Source organism: Paenibacillus sp. MAH-35 (genome assembly GCF_058135425.1).
In genome coordinates this window covers 20,408-37,755 of sequence record NZ_JBYUPU010000032.1, presented here as the reverse complement: position 1 = coordinate 37,755, position 17,348 = coordinate 20,408, and the positions used below count along the sequence as shown (strand labels likewise).

Here is a 17,348-nt window from a genome sequence, read left to right as displayed (position 1 = left end):
AATAGATTGGAGATGAAGCAACGGGAAATCCCTCTCAGTGCGCATAGGCCGTCTGCGATTCTCCGCCGCCAAGCCAGTACTGTTTCAACGGGACCATCGCCGCTTCCGGGACGTAATATTTGAAGCAATTGTCGCTAATGGCACCGAGCAGTTGGCGGCGAATAGGGTCCGCCCCTCCCAGGAGCGCAGGCGAGGCTTGATGGTAATCGATCGGACGAATCCAGAGCGGGCTGTAGCCGATAAACAATTGCCGGCGCGTAAAGACCGACCGGTTAGGCGACCCGGCATGCCACAGGTTTTGCGGGAAAATGAATACGTCTCCCGGCTTGCCGCATATTTGCAGCTCGCCTTCCACCGGGACGTTCACATCGGTTTGCACCGGTTGAAAGCCAGCTTTCCGGTGGCTGCCCGGAATAATTTTCGTATTGCCGCGGTCCGGCTCCGACATATCGCTCAAAATGTAGCAAATCTTCACGTAATACGGGGCGGTCAAGCCGCCGATCTTCGGAAAATGCGGATGCGGTCCGTCCTGGTGCCAGTTGATGAAGCTGCTCGTCGCCGTCTTCACGTCATCCGGGTTCGGCTTGCGGACCGTCAGATGGGAGATGTGCAGCTGAATGTTGTACCCGATCAGATTAACCATAAGCGGCAGTAAGGACCGATGATCGATCAGCGACATTATCGAAGGGTCCCGCTCGACGCTATGATAGACGTTATAAGCGAGCGATTCCGGTTCCTCGGCAACGATCCGGTCGATGGCGGCGTTCAGTTCCGTAACCTTGGACTCGGACAACGCGTCTCTGAGCAGCAAATACCCTTCTTCGTGAAATTGCTTCACTAATGCCGGAATATCCAAATTCATCTCGATCATGGTTTTCTTCCTCCCGAATCTAATTTACTCGTGTAAATATTAGTAATGAATAAAGGGAGAGCATTGAGCTTCTCCGAGGTTTACACTAATTTTACTCCAGTAAATTTAACGTTGCAACTACATTTTTTCATATTTTATCCTATGAACGCTCTTAAAATAGTCTTTTGGTCGAATATACAAATGTTGTCCGTCATGCAAAACTAGGAAAATGACCAAGTTATGGGACAGGTCATCTGTATACATCCGTAATACGGAAATCGATTGGATTCGCATACGAAGGAGGAGACAGCTAATATGCCGATCCCGACGAGTACCGAAATGTCGATTCTTTTTGAGGAAAACGACTTGCAGCTGCAGCAATTTATAGCGGAGCACAAGATGACCTTGAAACGGCGGGGGATTTCAGAAGAGGATTGGACCGAACGGTCCGGGGAGCCGATCCGGGACCAGATCGTGCAGGCGTTCGCGATTATTTACGGAGTGGCGGTGGATTGGCGGGAGTTTGACGAAGACATCGTTCTTTTATTCGGAAAAATGATTCCGGAGCAGATAGAGGTTGAAAATACGGACGAAGGGCTGAATGTCGTGTACGACGGCCGCAGCTATTCGATCCCGCTCAGCTTCTCTCCGAAGGACCGGTACATCACGATCAGAGGATTCCAGTCGATCGTGCGCGACCGGTATGAAGTGCGTTTATTGGAGGCTTCTTACTTGTCCGATACGCATGAATTTATCATATTGCCTGTCACAACCTGGGAAGAGCTTGAGCGGAGTTACCCGGGCAAAATCGGAGGAGTATTCCGGACGATTGACGACGATCTGGACTTCCCGTAATAACCGCGGATGCCCGCGTCCCGAGACAACGCAAGCCGGATACCTGCAGCTTCGGTCTCCGGCTTGCGAACGGGCGGTTCGATCCGTGCTTCCGCAGCTTGCTGACTACCCTTGTACCGGATAATCCACGACGACTACGTTGTCGAGAATTCCGTCCAGCATCTGAACGAACCGCTGATGCAGCGGATGCGGTCCGTATAACCGCAGCGCTTCCCGGTCTTCGAACGTAACGCGCAAGCCGAGCGTGTACCCGTGGATGTTGCCGGTTTCCTCCGTCACGTTGATGCCGGCGGTTAATTCCACGATACCTGGAATATTTCCTCGGAACGAATGCAGCGCGTCCAGCAATTCCCGCTCCTTCTCAAAGGTTAGAGGCGCTTTGAAACGAAATGATACCAGATGTTCGTACATATGAGGCCAACTCCTCTCCCTAATCAGGTCGACAATCATGTCCTCCCCATTATACGGAAGCCGCCCCGATCTGGACAGCCGGATTTTACATCGTACCGGCTCCGCTACGTCGTTTTCTTTTTTTTCCTGTACAACACGATTCCCGAAATGGCGACCAACAGGATTCCGGCCCATACGAGTACCCCCGTATACCGCCCAGCTTGTTCAGCCGGTGCGCCTGCAACCGGGGCTTGCTCCGTTTGAAATACAGCAGGCTGAATCCCGGCCCCCTTCATCGCCTCGTCTCTGGCCGGGTCCCACGGTCCGGTCCGCCCGCACAGGTTCGTTCGGAGCTGTCCTTCCCGCTGGCCGCCGAACACCAAATAATCGGCACCCTTCGTGTAAGGGTCCCAGCCGTTGTCATAAATCTGCACACGGGGACCGTCTACGCCTTTCCAAGCTCGATCGACTTGAAAGACCGTCAATCCCCCTTTTCTGATCTCGATGACCGTTCCCTTGAATACGACCGAACTCGTACCCATCTCTTCGTTGACCGGTCTGGGCGGCGCACAGGATAACGCTTGCGCTTCAGGCACGGCACTCCACATTCCGAACATGGCGATCCATACCGCCAATATCAGCTTTTTCATCGGCTTCGCTCCCCGTCAACAACTTATCTTTTTGACGGCTCCGGCGCCCCGGATGTTGCAGAGGAACATAAGAAACTTCGGGTCAGACGATCGTAAAGTTGACTCCATAGTAGAACAAGCCCAACTTGCCCGCTACGCGTTGGGAAGCGAGATTGTCCGACCATGTGCTGTACAACGGGACCGCCCCTGCCCTCCGTACCTCCTTGGCCCAACCGGCTACTACAGCCGAGGCGTATCCCCGGCCGCGGAACTCGTCCAGCGTCTCGAGCCCCGCTTCATGCGCCTGCGTGGTGATGCGTACGCTGCGACATACGGAGACGGCCCGATTCTCGTGCAGAAGCGCCACACAGGGCTGGGCGAAATCAATCTCGGAGGCCAGCCATTCGAAACCGCCGTTCAGCAGTCCCTCCATATTCCCGCGCGTAATCTCCTTCACCTGCATGGACGGAACGGCTTCGCCGGGAATCTCGAAGCATGGCCCCGTCGTAAACGTAACCCCCTGAAGCAAATTCATATAGGTTGCGAAATGTTTCGGCTTCGTCCGGAAATCCGTCACCTTCGGTTCGTCTGCGCCCAAATCTTCCAGCTGTCTGACGAGCTCTTCCGGAACATCGTGCCGGAACCGGCAAACGCTCGTCCCCTCTATCGTCCGTCCCAAAAAAAAGCGGGGGGCAGCCGCCTCACCCGGCCACGGCTCGTTTATCGTCTGAAGCCTCATGTTCCGGTCATGCGTAAACAACGCCCCGACATGCAGCTCCATGAGTTCATGAGCGGCCGGCTTTTGTACTTTCCGATCGGTCAACCGTCATTCCTCCTGTTCACCCTATAACGTCTTTTGAAGATGATCCCCATCCATCTTACCCGAACAAGTACCGCGTTCCAGAGAGAAAATGAACTTAATTAAATAATCCTGCGAACCATTTAAGCAAACCGTCCGGTCCGGTAAAGGTGAATACGTAGGTCCTTGCAACAAAATAAGGGTGTTTGGCACCCTTTATTTTCAGCAATTGGGGACGATCGAGCCGAATAGAAGCGGTTTGCCCCCCTTATTTCAGCCCACTGACCGAGGATGCACCCTTTTCGCGGATATTAAGAGCTTCAAACCGCTCTTATTCCGCGCCCAACCCGGTTTTCGGACCAAATAAAGGATGCAAACCGCTCCTATTGGGTTCAAAAAAGCCGCGATCTGCGCGGCTCGTTTTGGCAAAACCAAGTGCTACTATGCTGGCTTAGGAAGCCTTCAACGGAAGGATCAGCTGATGCTGGACGGAGCCGTCCTTGGCGCTGTGGATGAACAAAATCAACATCAGATTCGGCTGCGAGGCGTTCTCGTAGCTGACCTCGAATTTGAACCGCCCCCACGCCGGGGCTCCTTCTTCGGCCATCTCATGGCCTTTGGCTAATATATTGTGGCCGTCTTCCAACTCCCAGCTGAAAGCAGCCTCGAATACCCGGGCTTCGCCTTCCACGGTAAAGGTTTTGGGAACTTTCGTTCCCGGCTTGGGCGCGAAAATCCGGAAAGCGTCGTTCTCCGCTACCGGGGTCGGGATCCCTTTGCCGGAGCGGGCGTCAATGCGTATCGTTTGCGGTTGATCGGGCGTTTCGTGACGGACGAGCTCGATTGTCCAGTAGCCGTCATCCGTTTGCAGCGAGACGTTTTTGACGGCCGTTGCGGCCGTTGTTCCGGTCAAGGATTGCAAGGCGGACTGTACTGCTGCCGATTGGCTGATCGTACCTTCGGGCAGCTTGACCTGTTCCTCCTGCATGACGATTTTGGCCGCCGTCGTCTGAGCCGGATACGATTCCGCCACTTTCCCCGTATGCCAAGCCTCCACTTGCGCGCCGACCGCCATTTTATCCGGGGTAACGGTTTGGCCGAGACGGGTCTCCAGCACCGTCTGCTCAGTCACGGTGAACCAGTAGGCGTCGATGGAAGGCGTGCCGTTTTTGTCGGCATAGGCTGTAATTAGCCAGCGATTCCCGTCCTTCTGTACGATATGGCCTTTGTCCATCGCTTTGACCGCAGATCCCTTCTGCTCGGTGACCGGTTCCGGTGAAGGGTTGGCCGGAGCGGGGCCGGCAGATCCTGCGGAACGGCCGCAAGCGGCCAACAGAACGACAAAACAAAGCAAGGCGAGCAAATGAAGCATTTTCAAGGTTCTCATGTCACTCCACTCCTTTGACAAGTCAGACGTATTACGGGCTTCAAAGGTTTCAAGATATCTCCAAATATAGGCTGACCCCGCCGATTATCCGGTAATAAGACTTAGCGGGTGCAACGGTATCTTTAAACAATATAACTCTATTCCATCCGATTTAAACGAAAGAGGCATCACGCCGAACAAAATAAGCAGCTCCGGCACGCCTTGCTTTCACGGTGCGCGGGAGCTGCCCCTCTATATTCAACGGCATCCGAACAGCCGAAGCCGAATTCATCCCTTCATTTGTCCATCAAACAGGAGGATCGCCACGATCATAACGGATGACCTCCTTTCCAGCTATCTGCTAAGTTAACATTCACGGTTAACGATATACGTTACTAAGTGTTTTAAAAATGCGGTATTGCGGGGCATCGTCTGCAACTGTTCCACCGCCATACAGTAATGCTCCCACATTTCTTTCTGGGCGCCTTCCGGACCGAGTACGGTCACGAAGTTTGAATTGTTATTTTCCGCATCCTGACCGGTAGGCTTGCCTAGCACGAGCAGATCCCCTTCGACATCGAGCAGATCATCTTTAATCTGGAAGGCGATTCCCGCGTGATAAGCGAATTTCTTCAACGCTTCGATCTCCTCCGCGCCGATCCGGGCGAGAATGGCCGGCATGACGAGAGCCGCTTCAAAGGCAATGCCGGTTTTGTAAAAGCAGATCGTGTTCAGTTGTTCCAGCGTCAGCCGTTTTCCTTTGGAATCGAGATCCATCGCCTGGCCCACGCACATATCGGCTGCCCGCCGGGACGAATATTGGATCAGCTCAAGCACGGTCGCAGCGTCGAAAGACTGCAGTGACGATTGCTCCTCAATCGCTTTCTGAATCAGAAACAAACCGGTCAATTCCGCTGTCGCGCTATTATGCACCCGGTGCACGGTGGGACGCCCTCTGCGGGTGGAGGCATTATCCTGCGAAGGCAGATCGTCGAAGATCAGGGAGGCGGTATGCATATACTCCAGCGACCTTAGCAGCGGCACGATCGCGGCGGCCCCCAATCCGTACTCCTGAACTCCCATCACCCAGGTCAGGATCGGCCGCAGACGTTTGCCGCCGCCTTCCAGGCTGTAGTTCGCGGCATCGATAAGCGACTCTTGCATAGGCGGAATTCCGTCCGGTTTATAGATACTCAACTGGTCGTTGATCTGCTTGCGGACCGTGTCGAGCGTCTCCCGGAAATGTTCCTTTTCTTTCCGGTCGTTTCTCAGCACCTCGATCAGCTGGTCCCGCAGCAGTTTATCGAAGAAATCCACGTTTTCCGCCCGCTGCACCATATAGTGGACAAGTCGATGGAACTCCGGATTTCCGGAGGCGAACACGTTCATCACTTCGTTGTACGTATCTGTGCCGATCCGTTTCTTGAACCGCTGCAGCCCGTTGATCGCCCGATCCAGAATGACCTCGCGGGACTTGGCGTCGGAACGGTATACGTGATGAATCAAATAAGAGATGACCGCCCAGTACAGCTCGTAAGGATTGATCAGATCCGGACGCAAACGATGGTATTTGAAATAATAGGTGTAGGGTGTAACCGCTCCGCTCTTGCTGTCGTCGAACATATCCGCCAAATCATCGGCAAGCTGGTTGTAGATGCCGTAGTAAAACGTTCGTGTATCGAAACCTTCATCCGAGGCAGCGCTAATGACCGAACGGACAATAAGCCGGGAGGAGGAGGATTTGATGATGATGGGCACATACAGCTCTTCGTTGGTGTAAGTCGCATCCGACAGGTTCTTGTTGCGGTCCGTATCCTGGGAATGGAAAAACACGTAGGACTGCTCAAAAAAAGGTTGCTGCGCCTCCGGCCGCTGGTAATTTTTAATATACTCGAAAGCGTCCCGAAGCTCCGCGTGTACGAATCGAACCATACTTAGGTTCGCTCCGCTCCACTCGCCCAGCTCAGGCACCGATCCTGTGAGCAGCGCGGTGCGGATCATGCGGGAATACCGTTCTTTCTCCCGGTCGGTCAAAACCCCGGAATCGAGAAGATCGTCGATAAACGGATACGACAAGCCGTACGAGTAACCAAGCCGGATCGCCTCATCCAATCTGCGGGCGCGTTCCGCAGGCGGCGCCTCGTCCCCCATCTCTTCGACGACATGAAGGACGACGCCGACGATAATTTTGATCAGCTTGCGCATCGCATGTTCTGCGTTCATCTCTTCGGGAATATGGGCCGATACGTCCCTCAGCTTGTTGATGACCCAGATCGTCGCGCTTTCCACGCCTTCCTTCCGGGCCCACCGGTACAGACCGGCCAAGCTCAAATCTTCGGACTCGTTCCCTTTGGCGGCTGCGGCGGAACGGATCAGACGGCTTTTGACATCTGCGACCATACGTTGGATCCGGGACAACGTGACGGGCGAATCGAGCGCTTGGCCCAGATCCCTCATATACATGTAGGAGACGCTTCGGTCCAAGTAATCGTCCAGTTTCCCCGTAAAGTTCAGCCACCGGATGTATTTATTGAAATCCCGGGAGTCAGGTTTGTTCTTGCCCCGCAGCAACAAGGATAGCCAAGACCGATGGATATGGTTCCTTTGCCACGATTGAAAATCTTTCGTCAAAGCAGCCGCATAAGTCCGGTCCCTGACCAACGCTTCAAGCGATGCGAAATACTGGGCCGCCTTCCGCTCGGCCAACCGGTACCAGGCGTCGGCATGATCTGTATATGGATGTATCATAGGATTCCCTCAATTTCTATTGTTGTTTAACATGGATCCCGTAAGGAGAATGAGGTTACACCATGAATCGAATCGGAATGGAACTCACGCCGCAATAAATTCGTCGGATCATGTTCATATCTTAATACGTGAAACATCCTTTTGGGTTACGAAATCGTCAGGAGGATCGTTGGATGATCCTATTTGTGCGGGTTGCGGCAGCTATCTTGGCTCACAGCCATCACCCCAAGTTTTTTTCAACAAAAAAAAAGATGCCCCTGTTCCCTAAACAGAAGCATCCTGCTTGATCTCCCTGCGAAAGGATCTTCTCCCGAACAATCGCGTTCAGCGACCGATGATCCTTTATCCTGACCTCCCTTTCGCAGTACGAACAGATGTGTAGAACATCAACACTCTACATCTTATTCGTTGCCCGGAGAATGGTATAAGGAAGCGGCCTACTCCATGGACGAAATCGGAATTTCCGGTACAATCGCACCGGATCGCTCCAGATGTTCGCGCAATAGCTCCATCGGAACGTCGCGTACCGAACAATTCAACTCGGCGGCAATCGCCGCGGCCATGCCGGCCGCCTGTCCGGTCGCCATGCAGCTGGCCTGTACGCGGAAGGCCGAATTGGCCATCCGGTCGCCCGATATGCATCGTCCGGCCACGAGCAGGTCGTCGCTTCCTTTCGGAATCAACGCCCGGTAAGGCAGCGTCGCAACGATACCGGGCTGAAGATATTTTTGCTCGATATGGTAGCCGCTGTGATGGTGCAGATCGATCGGGTAAAAGCTGTAGCATACCGCATCCGGCCACACATAACCGGACACGTACGACTGCTCGTCGACCTCCGCTTCCCCGTCGATGCGCCATGTTTCACGGATGCCGCACTCATTTGCAACGTAGCGAACCTCCAGCTTCTCGCAGCCCGGCACCCGGCGCAGCAACCGTACGGTGTCCAGCAAATTCCGCCGTGCCTTCACTTCCGCGGCCGTCCTCGACTCCGATTCCGAGCCGTCGATATGTTGAACGTGCATGTTGATCCGTCCCGCTCTCAGATCGTTATACAGTCCGTTGCGGCTGCGGTCCACTTCCCCGCACAGGAGCGCTTCCTCGTACAGACGGCCCAGCTCGCCCTCGTCGACGGCCGCCGGATCGTAGCCGCCGATATCGTTAATCAGCGTCCCCGGCTGCAGCACCTCGCCTTTCCGGCGCGCGTATCCCATCATGCCCGCCACATCCGCGTCCCCGGTCGCATCGACCAGCTTGCGCGTCTTGAACCATCTCAGCCCCGACTTGCCAACGAGCGCAACGTACAGGCCGTCCTCGCCCTTCCGGACCGCGGCAGGCATCTCGTGCAGCCGCAGGCTGACACCCGACTCCATACAAAGCTGATCCAGTACGGCGCTATATATAAACCGGTTCACCAATATTTGATGCTTCCAATGTCTGGGCGGAACGACGGAGAAATCCGGAAGCTCCGCACCGTCAAGCTCCGCCGTTCGTTCGATAATCTCCCAGCCGATGCCGCGAATGACTTGTTTGCCCCAGGCGTGAAACAGGCCGGGGAAATTAACCGAAGCTACGATCGTCGTGCCGCCGAGAATGCCGTTTTTCTCCACGAGCGCCGTCCGCTTGCCGGCCCGGGCCGCCTGAATGGCCGCCGTGCATCCTGCCGATCCGCCGCCGAACACCATGATGTCATACTCGCCGTAAACCTCGTCTTTCGCCGGCAGCGGGATTGTAACAGTCTGCCCGCCGTTTAGCCCCTTGCTCATTTGCGCACCGCCTCTTCCAGCGCTTTATTCCCCTGCTCCTCGGTTTGCCGCAGCGCCGTGTTCAGATCCATCTCGCCCATGATCACTTTAGCCAGATTCGCGCCAAGCGGCGACAGCACCAACCCTTCGTTCGCCGAACGCGCCATTGGAGCGGCCGGTTTGTTCGTATACAAAGCTTCTACAATCTGCTTATCCTTAAAGGTCGTATCCTGGGCAAACGCATCCCGGACCGCCTTCGTCTTCACGACAGGGATGAACCCTTTTCGCGACAGCTGCATTTGAAAGTCGTCCGATACGAGGAACTTCAGCACTTCCATCCCCTGATCCTTGTACTTGCTCGTACTCGTAATAAACACCCCGTTCGGGTAAGGCTGCGAACCGACTCCGGGCAAGTCGCTGAACACAGGCAAGCTTGCGATTCCCCAGTTAAACGTGCTGAAGTCCGGCTGCAGTTGCAAATAAAAATTCATGACGTACATGGCCAAATTTTTATCTTTCATAAAATTATCGTTACTAATCGTTTTGTTCACCGAGGTTAAATATTGGCGGTATCCGTTCCCCTCGGTAGGCTCGAGAATCGACTTGCTGATGAGCTTGCGGAATGCGTCGGTGTTGACCGCCGCTTTGCCGCCCGCTTCGTCGACGAACGGCAGCGAATACGGGTTCATCGTCAACATATGATTGATGGACACGCCGAGGCCGAGGTATTGAATCCCGTCTTCGAAACGGGTTAAGCGTTTACCTAACGCGATAGCCTCATCCCACGTCATTCCGTTTTTCGGGTAATCGACGCCGAATTTATCGAAAATATCTTTGTTGTAGTACATCACCAGCCCGCCGTCGTGCAGCGGAAAACCGTACAGCTTCCCCTTGTCGCTGAGCGCGTCGAACACCGCCGTTTCGAACCGGCTCGTATCGATTTGATGCGTCTTCATCAGCGTCGACATATCGTACTGAAACCCGTTATCGATAATGTTCGCGCGCATATTGCCGAGCGAGTCGTGGATCAGATCGATCGTTTGGCCTGCGGCAATATTACTCTGCAGCGTATTTTTCGCCGAGCCCTGAATGTAGGTAAAGGTATACTTCGGAAACTTCATCTTAAGCGCCGTCCCGAATCTCTCGTTCCATACCTCTTCGGTATTGCCGACCGCCCCGAAAATAACGAGCTCCGCCGGCTCGTCGACATACGACTTCGGAGCCGCCTCCGGAGCCGGCCCGTTCTTCTGGTTGTCCGCCGACCCGCAAGCGCCGGTCAGCATAACGACGGCAAGACCCGTCCCCACTACACCCGTTACTGATTTCGACAGCTTCATTTATAGCGCTCCCCTTTTCTTGGTATTCGGTTTCAGCAGGCCCGCTTCCCTTATTCATTGTAGGAGAAAACGCTTTACTTTCACCATACACTTTTGTAATCTAATCCATATACAAAAAATTGCCTGCCGGGCGTGATCCGTTCGTTGGCCGACGAGGGGAGAGGTTGGGATGTCTTTTCCTTTATGCGGGCATATCCCGCGTCTCACCTATTTTCAGCACGTAGTCAAGCGCGAGCAGTTTTTTCAATACGAGAGCGTGCAAACGGAATGGCTCGTCTTTGCGGTCGAAGACGGGTCCTTTTATTACGAGATCGAAGACCATTGTGCAACCGCTTCCTTCGGCGATCTGGTGTTCTGTCCTCCCGGCGTTAATTTCAAACGCGTCGTGATCGCTCCGGTCACCTTGTTCGTTCTCCGGATGGGCTGGGGCGACGACCAGGGCAACGAGCTCGACCCGCTGCGGCTGGACCGCATTCCGGTCGGCAAAGTAAGTCTGCACGACACCGAGAGGCTTCTGGACGATTACGCGGCCATGAAGCGGCATCATTATCTGGATGAGCGATGGAGCATGATCGGACGCAGCCATTGCCTGCACCATATTTGGTTGATGTACTGCGAACAGGCGGAGCAGCTGCCGTCCGCCGAAGCTCCCGGCTCGCTAGATCCGCTGATCCGGAAGGCGACCGTTCTGATGCAATCCCAGGCGTTCGAGCGGTTCAGCCTGAACGCGTTAGCCGCCTCCCTCGGAGTGAGCCGCACGCAGTTATGCCAGAAGTTCCATGCCGAGCTGGGAACGACGCCGATCAAATACGTGACCGCCCTGCGGCTTGAGAAAGCGAAGAAGCTGCTCGTCGAAACGAATTTGACGCTGGATCAAATATCCGAATGCTGCGGCTACCAGAACGGGTTTTACTTAAGCCGTGTCTTTAAGAACAATTGCGGCGTAACTCCAAAGCAATACCGCTTGGAGCACCGGCTGTAGCGGGATGAGAGCAGATAAGAGTCTCTGGCACCCTCTATTTTCGGCATATGGGGACGGCTGCGGCGAATAAAGGCGGTTTGCACCCCTTATTTCAACCAGTTGGTGGGGTCTGCACTCTTTTTGCCGATTTTAAGTGCCTCAAACCGCTCTCTATGCTGATCTTTCAAGCAGAAGGGGCTGTCTCCAACGTCAGTTTGCGATTTTGCACCTATTCAGAGCTGATTTTGCTCGAGAAAAAGGACCTCAGCCTCCACGCTACAGTGGAAGTTGAGGTCCTTTCGTTTGAAGGCCGGTACACGTTCTCCCGGCTTACTTAGGTACATGAACTTTTTGCAATAGACACTTCTCCTTCCTTCCGGTTACGGGGAATGCCGGGGAAGGATCTGCCTCGCTTCAGCCCATAGGAGGCCGGCTTAATTCGTCTCATACCACGTGCCCGATATGCATTTGAACCGGTACAGCCTGCTCGGTTCTAACAGTTTTGTCGCCAATGTATTGGTTTTGATCGTCGTATTATGGGCGATGCTCGTATTGCCGTTCGTCGTGATCATATCCAACGTTTGCCCGTTCACTTCGTTTACGAATCCTGTAATCGTGGTAGCCTCTGAGTTGTGGAAACGGAGAACCGATTGTCCCTTCACATCCGGTATGGCCGTTTTGTTCGGAGGTGTGAACAGCTGCTGGCTGAAGCTGGCCTGCGGCCCGGAGTATCCGCTGATGCCGTCGAACCATTTCGTAGCCGCTCCGTCATCCTTGAACGCCACGACCAACGTATCGCCCGCGCCGTCGTACAAGCCGTACCGGTGCGTCCAACCGTCCTGGCTCCAATACGACGATTTGCAGTTGGTCATCTGGATGCCGTTAATGTATTGTCCGGAATCGATTCTGAAATTATCGAACAAATTGCTGCCGTACCGGCTGTTCCGATGAGCCCAGCAATTCGATAACCGAATTCGCCAAGGCGGTATATCCGTAGGGCTTTCTCTGGTAAACCAGAAGCCGTGCCCGTAATTGATATCCGCCCGGCAATTGACGAAATTGTTGTCCGGTCCGGCGATCAGAATGCCTACATTGGCCCCTTCGAATACGCAGTTCACAAACATGTTGCCTGCCGCGCCTTCCAGCTTGGCCGCGCAATTCCACAATTCCGTCTGATCCGTTGAATAATCGGCGCCGATCTCCGTATTCGTAATCATATTGTCGTGTCCGCTCAGCCGAAGCGTCGCTGTTCGCTCCTCGAAGGAGGTTCCCTGTCTGCTGACGCCAAATATTTTGCAGTTGTGCATCCGCAGCGTACCGCCGCCCTGTTGCCAGACCGCCTCTTTTTTGAACAGGAAGAAGTCGCAGTTGTTGATGATCACGCCGATCGACCAGTGCAGGACGATGCCCTGCGTGTCTTTGGGTCCGAACGACTGCAGACCGACCAGGGTAAGCCCGTCAAACGTGACGTTTTCCACCGTTTGATCAGCGGAATAGAAAATGCTTCCTTCATCCCATGATTTGATGACCGCCCCTTTCCCTCGGTTCGCGAAGCCCCATATATTGTGTCCCGGTCCTCTCAGCGTGATGAAGGAATACAGCCGCACGCCGGTCGCTCTGTACACGCCGGTCGGGAACGTAAGGCAGCCCCCGCCGATGCCGTGCAAATAATTGATCGCCGCCTGGATCGCCGCCGTATCATTCGTATACCCGTCGCCGCGGGCGCCGAAATCTTGGACGCTGATCGTCTCACGCAGCCGGTCGCCTACCGTCCGTTCCGTCAGACCGGTCGCAAGCAAGTACGAGATGTCGTCCGCATCGGAACCGCTCCCGTATACGGCGCCGTTAACCGTCTGAGTGCCGACTGTATTCATGAGCAGCCCGCCGGACATCATAGCGGCTCCCGCAATCCCCAGTGAGGTCAGCAGCTTTCTGCGGCTCATCGTCTTGCTGTCCACCTCCTCCACCGGCATATCGTCCGCTACGATCGGTCCGGCCCCCGTATTTTGCCCTGGCTCCAAACGTTTGTTTTGATCGTCCATCCTGGTTCCTCCTCCGCGTTATCGCTGGATCGTTTACTTCGCCTTCGCTTCCGCCAACCCTTTCGCCGCCGCTTCGTCCGCTTGCCGCAGCGCCGTATTGACATCTTTTTTGCCGGACAGCACATTCATCATCTCGGGCAGCAAATATTTATCCTGCACGTTGACGCTGTTAACGAGCCCCCGCGCTCTTCCTTGCGGCTCGGGGGCATACTTATGGAAGTAATACGCCGGAATGTTTTTGCCCTTATACAGCGGATCGTTCTCCATGTACGCCTGCTTGGTCGACGGGTTCGCCAGCACCGGGAACAGCCCGTCCTTCGACATCTTCAGCTGGTATTCGTCCGACGTCATGTAGGAGGCGACTTGAAAGGCGGCCCGTTGATTTTTGCTTCCCTTGGTCAAGAAGTTGTACCTCGGATTCGCCTGCATGCCGACACCCGGTTTGTCCTTGTAAGTCGGAACGGAGACGAGATCCCACTTGAATTTCCAGGACGGGATGTCCAGCGCCATGATCGTCATACCGGATATTCCGGTTTGGAACAGCTTGCGGTCGGCTTCCTTGGAGGCGGTTTTCTCGTCGAACGTCAAGCCGGGCAGCGTATAAAACCTTAGCCAGTTGTCTATTACCTTTTTCCAGTTCTCGTGTTGAAAGGTCGTCTTCTCCTCCTTCGGGTCCAAATACGGCAGCTCGAACGGATTCAAGGCAAAAAACGTATCGCCCCACCTGTCGGTAAATCCCCGATATTGTACGCCTTGGTCCAGCCGGTTCAGCTTGCGCGCAAGCTCGTATATGTCGTCCCAGCTCATGCCGTCTTTTGGATAGGCAATTCCGAACTGATCGAATAAGTCTTGGTTATAATATAAAGCGTTTACATTGATGTTCAACGGCAGTCCGATGACAGCTCCGTTAGCCGCTTTTTTCATAACGTCGACCGTAGCGGGATCGAGCCGGTTCAAATCGTATTTCTCGCTTGCCACAATCGGGCCGATATCTTCGACTAACTTAAGCGCATTCATCTGATTCGGGATCGAGCCTTTCGTCCCGATAAAGATGTCCGGAACTGTCCCTGTGGCAACAAGCTCCTCAATATAGCTGCCTTTCGCCGGCGCTATGCCTTTGACCGTAATGTGCGGGAATTTCTGTTTCAACGGCTCCACATAAAACTTGTCGAATTCCGCCTGCGAGATGGAGTTCATATAAAAGAGCAGTTCTACCGGCGTGCTCTCCTCTGTTTTTGGATCGGGAGGCGGGCTACTCGTTTTGGCGCCGCATGCGGATAAAAGCGGAACAAGCAACAGCCCGGCCAAAAAACTTCTTTTTTTGGACATGGTTTGGTTTCCTTTCCTTTCTTCAGCTTATTGGATGAATCATTCGGATCTCAACCGGAGCGCCCTCCGGATCTTCGGCCACGCATACCTGTGTATACCCGTCCGCAAAACGCCATTCCTCCTCTCCGGAAACCTCTTGGCCGTTCAGACACACCTTCGCAGGAGCTTGTTCGGAATAGATCCGGACGTCGAACGTCCTGGTGACGGGCATTCCTTCATAAACTCCTTGTCGGCCTCCTATGCGAACGACGACTTCGCTATCTTCCTTATGACATGAGATAACCGTCGTGGCCACCTCTCCCTCCAGGTATTGATACGACGAGCCGTCATCCTCATACAGCATGAACTCGCTGCCGGTTCCCGGATAAATTTGCAGTCCGATCTCATCCACAGGACGATGACCGACATAATCCATTTCCGGCCAGGTCGGAATGATCGCTCCCGCTTTGACGAACAACGGCCCTCCCCGATCGGACGGGATATCGGCAGATAGATCCAACGGACCTGTGTAACGGCGCCCGCTCCAGTAATCGATCCATTCCCCCTCCGGCAAATGGACATCCTTCGTAAAGACTCCCACTAGCAAATAATCTCCCAGCATATATTGTTGATTGCAAGCATCCGAGCAAGCATCGGACGGATAAACAAGCGGCATCGCCCGAATAATCGGCATTCCGGTCCGGACAGCGACATGGGCCGCCGAGTACAAGTAAGGAAGCAATCGGTACCGCAGCTTCGCATAAAACGTAAATACCTTCAACAACTGCTCGCCAAGCAGCCAAGGGTGTCTCCAATACGCCCAGCTGTTCACTTGCGACCAAGGCTGCAGGAAGCCGAAATGAATGCCCTCCGCCGTAAAAACATCCATGTCGCAGCTGGCATGAGGATGTCCGGACAAGCCGTGATTTAACATCGACACGAGCGGTTTCGGGCCGCCTCCCGTATCCCCCGCCCAGGTTGCCGCATACTGCTGAATTCCCGCGTATCCTCCGGATGTATAGATCATCGAGCGGAGCCCCGTATGCTCCTTGAAACCCAAATGCATTTGTTTATTGAGTAAAGTGGGATATACATTATGGAGCTCCTCGTCATCCATTCCGTTTCCCCATTTACGGTCAGGATGTTCATTGACTTGCCTCGCGCCATCCATTTTAAATGCCCGGACGCCTTGATCGACGAACGTTTTCAGGTGGTGAAACCACGGTTCGTCCCGTTTGGTCAACGTGTCGGCATAGACGGGAGCATGCGCGCGCTGATCCTGCTCGAAATCGTCCGGATGAGAATCTCCGACGTCGGATGACTGCTCTCCGTTCTCCTCGCGGGCGGCAAGCGCCTGCCTCTCCTCCTGGTACGTCACATCGTAATCGCTGCACAACCACAAACTGAGCTTAAAGCCGAGCCGCTCCAATGCGGAGATAAACGTATGCGGCCCCTTGGGCGCCCAGGGCGGCACATAAAACCGTTCCGGATGCCACTTCTTTTCCGTAGAATAATCGTAATGTTTCTGCATCCATCCCGGCTCCAGTCCGATCAGATCGCACGGAATGCCATGCTGACGGAACCGCATCGCATCGTCCAGCATTTCTCTTGCACTCTCCTGCTGGTTGCATACGAACGTCAGCCCGTACGCCCACATCGGAAGAAGATGAGGCTTTCCGGTGATCCCGGTGAACCGGTCCAGCAATTGACCGAAATCGCTGCCGGCGATCAGATAATAATCCAGCTCGCCCTGCTTGGCGAACACCCTCCACCTGTCTTCCCGGGTGTAGCCCAAGTCGAAGGAATGGCGCCAAGTCGTATTTAGGAAAAATCCCCATCCGCCGCTGCTCATCAGATAAGGAACAGGGGCATAACACTCGACATTTTTCACCCACATCCTCGCTCTTCGTCCCCGCTTCTGCAAGCCTTCCCTGGATTCATCCCCAAGCCCGTACAGCTTCTCCTCTTCCTCCAAGACGAACTCGCTGGAAAATCCGGTGTTCCCATGCAGCTTTGGCCCTGCCGCTTCGCGGAGTATGCGCTTACCTTCGCGATCGCATAAGGTGATTGCCCCGTCTTTCCTGCTGACCGACAGGCTAGTATCCGCTGTCCGGATTACGATACTGTCCTGATTTTCTTCCCGTATGAAATCTACTTTAGGCCATTGATTTCGGACAATCCCGTACCTGATCATCGTTGCTTCCGGAAATTCCGCCTTGCGGCCGACGCGGATTCGGAATATATGCTCGGTCACAGGTTCTGCACGCACAATCGTTCCGTTTTCCAACAAAATATCGGTCTGATTGCTTTCCATTTGATTC

At 54.4% G+C, this 17,348-nt stretch carries 13 protein-coding genes; 2 read left to right on the top strand and 11 right to left on the bottom strand.

From position 1 onward, the window contains the following. Nucleotides 1–34 precede the first annotated feature (34 nt). Nucleotides 35–871 carry a phytanoyl-CoA dioxygenase family protein gene (locus AC3Y2E_RS25510; RefSeq protein WP_379215451.1) on the bottom strand — a complete coding sequence of 279 codons (837 nt, stop codon included), beginning with the start codon at nt 869–871 and terminating at the stop codon, nt 35–37. 294 nt (nt 872–1,165) lie between these two features. Between AC3Y2E_RS25510 and AC3Y2E_RS25505 the strand changes: the two genes are divergently transcribed. Beyond that, entirely contained in the window at nt 1,166–1,705 is a 540-nt protein-coding gene (locus AC3Y2E_RS25505) for a hypothetical protein (RefSeq protein WP_379215449.1), read from the top strand. A gap of 105 nt (nt 1,706–1,810) precedes the next feature. On the opposite strand, the gene AC3Y2E_RS25500 is transcribed toward AC3Y2E_RS25505, so the two are convergent. From AC3Y2E_RS25500 to AC3Y2E_RS25470, 7 genes are all read right to left on the bottom strand, one after another. Beyond that, nucleotides 1,811–2,116 (bottom strand): Dabb family protein, encoded by a 306-nt coding sequence (locus tag AC3Y2E_RS25500; RefSeq protein ID WP_379215447.1) that lies wholly within the window; start codon nt 2,114–2,116, stop codon nt 1,811–1,813. Between the two features lie 104 nt (nt 2,117–2,220). Continuing rightward, entirely contained in the window at nt 2,221–2,745 is a 525-nt protein-coding gene (locus tag AC3Y2E_RS25495) for an LPXTG cell wall anchor domain-containing protein (RefSeq protein ID WP_379215445.1), read from the bottom strand. Nucleotides 2,746–2,827: 82 nt separating this feature from the next. Next, nucleotides 2,828–3,547: a kasugamycin N-acetyltransferase AAC(2')-IIb gene (gene aac(2')-IIb / locus AC3Y2E_RS25490; protein ID WP_379215443.1), complete on the bottom strand. Its 720-nt coding sequence runs from the start codon at nt 3,545–3,547 to the stop codon at nt 2,828–2,830. A 427-nt stretch (nt 3,548–3,974) separates the two neighbouring features. After that, a complete protein-coding gene (locus tag AC3Y2E_RS25485) occupies nt 3,975–4,910 on the bottom strand; it encodes a Gmad2 immunoglobulin-like domain-containing protein (protein WP_379215440.1) in 936 nt (311 codons plus the stop codon). A gap of 345 nt (nt 4,911–5,255) precedes the next feature. After that, nucleotides 5,256–7,637, bottom strand: a complete 2,382-nt coding sequence (locus tag AC3Y2E_RS25480) for a polyprenyl synthetase family protein (RefSeq protein WP_379215438.1) — start codon at nt 7,635–7,637, stop codon at nt 5,256–5,258. Nucleotides 7,638–8,074: 437 nt separating this feature from the next. Next, nucleotides 8,075–9,400: an FAD-dependent oxidoreductase gene (locus tag AC3Y2E_RS25475; protein WP_379215436.1), complete on the bottom strand. Its 1,326-nt coding sequence runs from the start codon at nt 9,398–9,400 to the stop codon at nt 8,075–8,077. Beyond that, the gene (locus AC3Y2E_RS25470; RefSeq protein WP_379215434.1) at nt 9,397–10,716 is read right to left on the bottom strand and encodes an ABC transporter substrate-binding protein; all 1,320 of its coding nucleotides are present in this window, start codon (nt 10,714–10,716) and stop codon (nt 9,397–9,399) included. Before AC3Y2E_RS25470 ends, AC3Y2E_RS25475 begins: the two co-directional genes overlap by 4 nt. A 169-nt stretch (nt 10,717–10,885) precedes the next feature. Here AC3Y2E_RS25470 and AC3Y2E_RS25465 point away from each other — a divergent pair, with 169 nt between their 5' ends. After that, nucleotides 10,886–11,698, top strand: a complete 813-nt coding sequence (locus AC3Y2E_RS25465) for an AraC family transcriptional regulator (protein WP_379215432.1) — start codon at nt 10,886–10,888, stop codon at nt 11,696–11,698. Nucleotides 11,699–12,111: 413 nt separating this feature from the next. Here AC3Y2E_RS25465 and AC3Y2E_RS25460 read toward each other — a convergent pair whose 3' ends face one another. The 3 genes from AC3Y2E_RS25460 to AC3Y2E_RS25450 are packed head-to-tail and all read right to left on the bottom strand — an operon-like array spanning nt 12,112 to nt 17,341. Then, nucleotides 12,112–13,719: a glycosyl hydrolase family 28-related protein gene (locus AC3Y2E_RS25460; protein ID WP_379215430.1), complete on the bottom strand. Its 1,608-nt coding sequence runs from the start codon at nt 13,717–13,719 to the stop codon at nt 12,112–12,114. 33 nt (nt 13,720–13,752) lie between these two features. Next, on the bottom strand, nt 13,753–15,048 hold the full coding sequence (locus AC3Y2E_RS25455) for an ABC transporter substrate-binding protein (RefSeq protein WP_379215428.1): 1,296 nt from the start codon (nt 15,046–15,048) through the stop codon (nt 13,753–13,755). Between the two features lie 22 nt (nt 15,049–15,070). After that, entirely contained in the window at nt 15,071–17,341 is a 2,271-nt protein-coding gene (locus AC3Y2E_RS25450) for a glycoside hydrolase family 31 protein (protein WP_379215426.1), read from the bottom strand. Between the last annotated feature and the right edge of the window lie 7 nt (nt 17,342–17,348).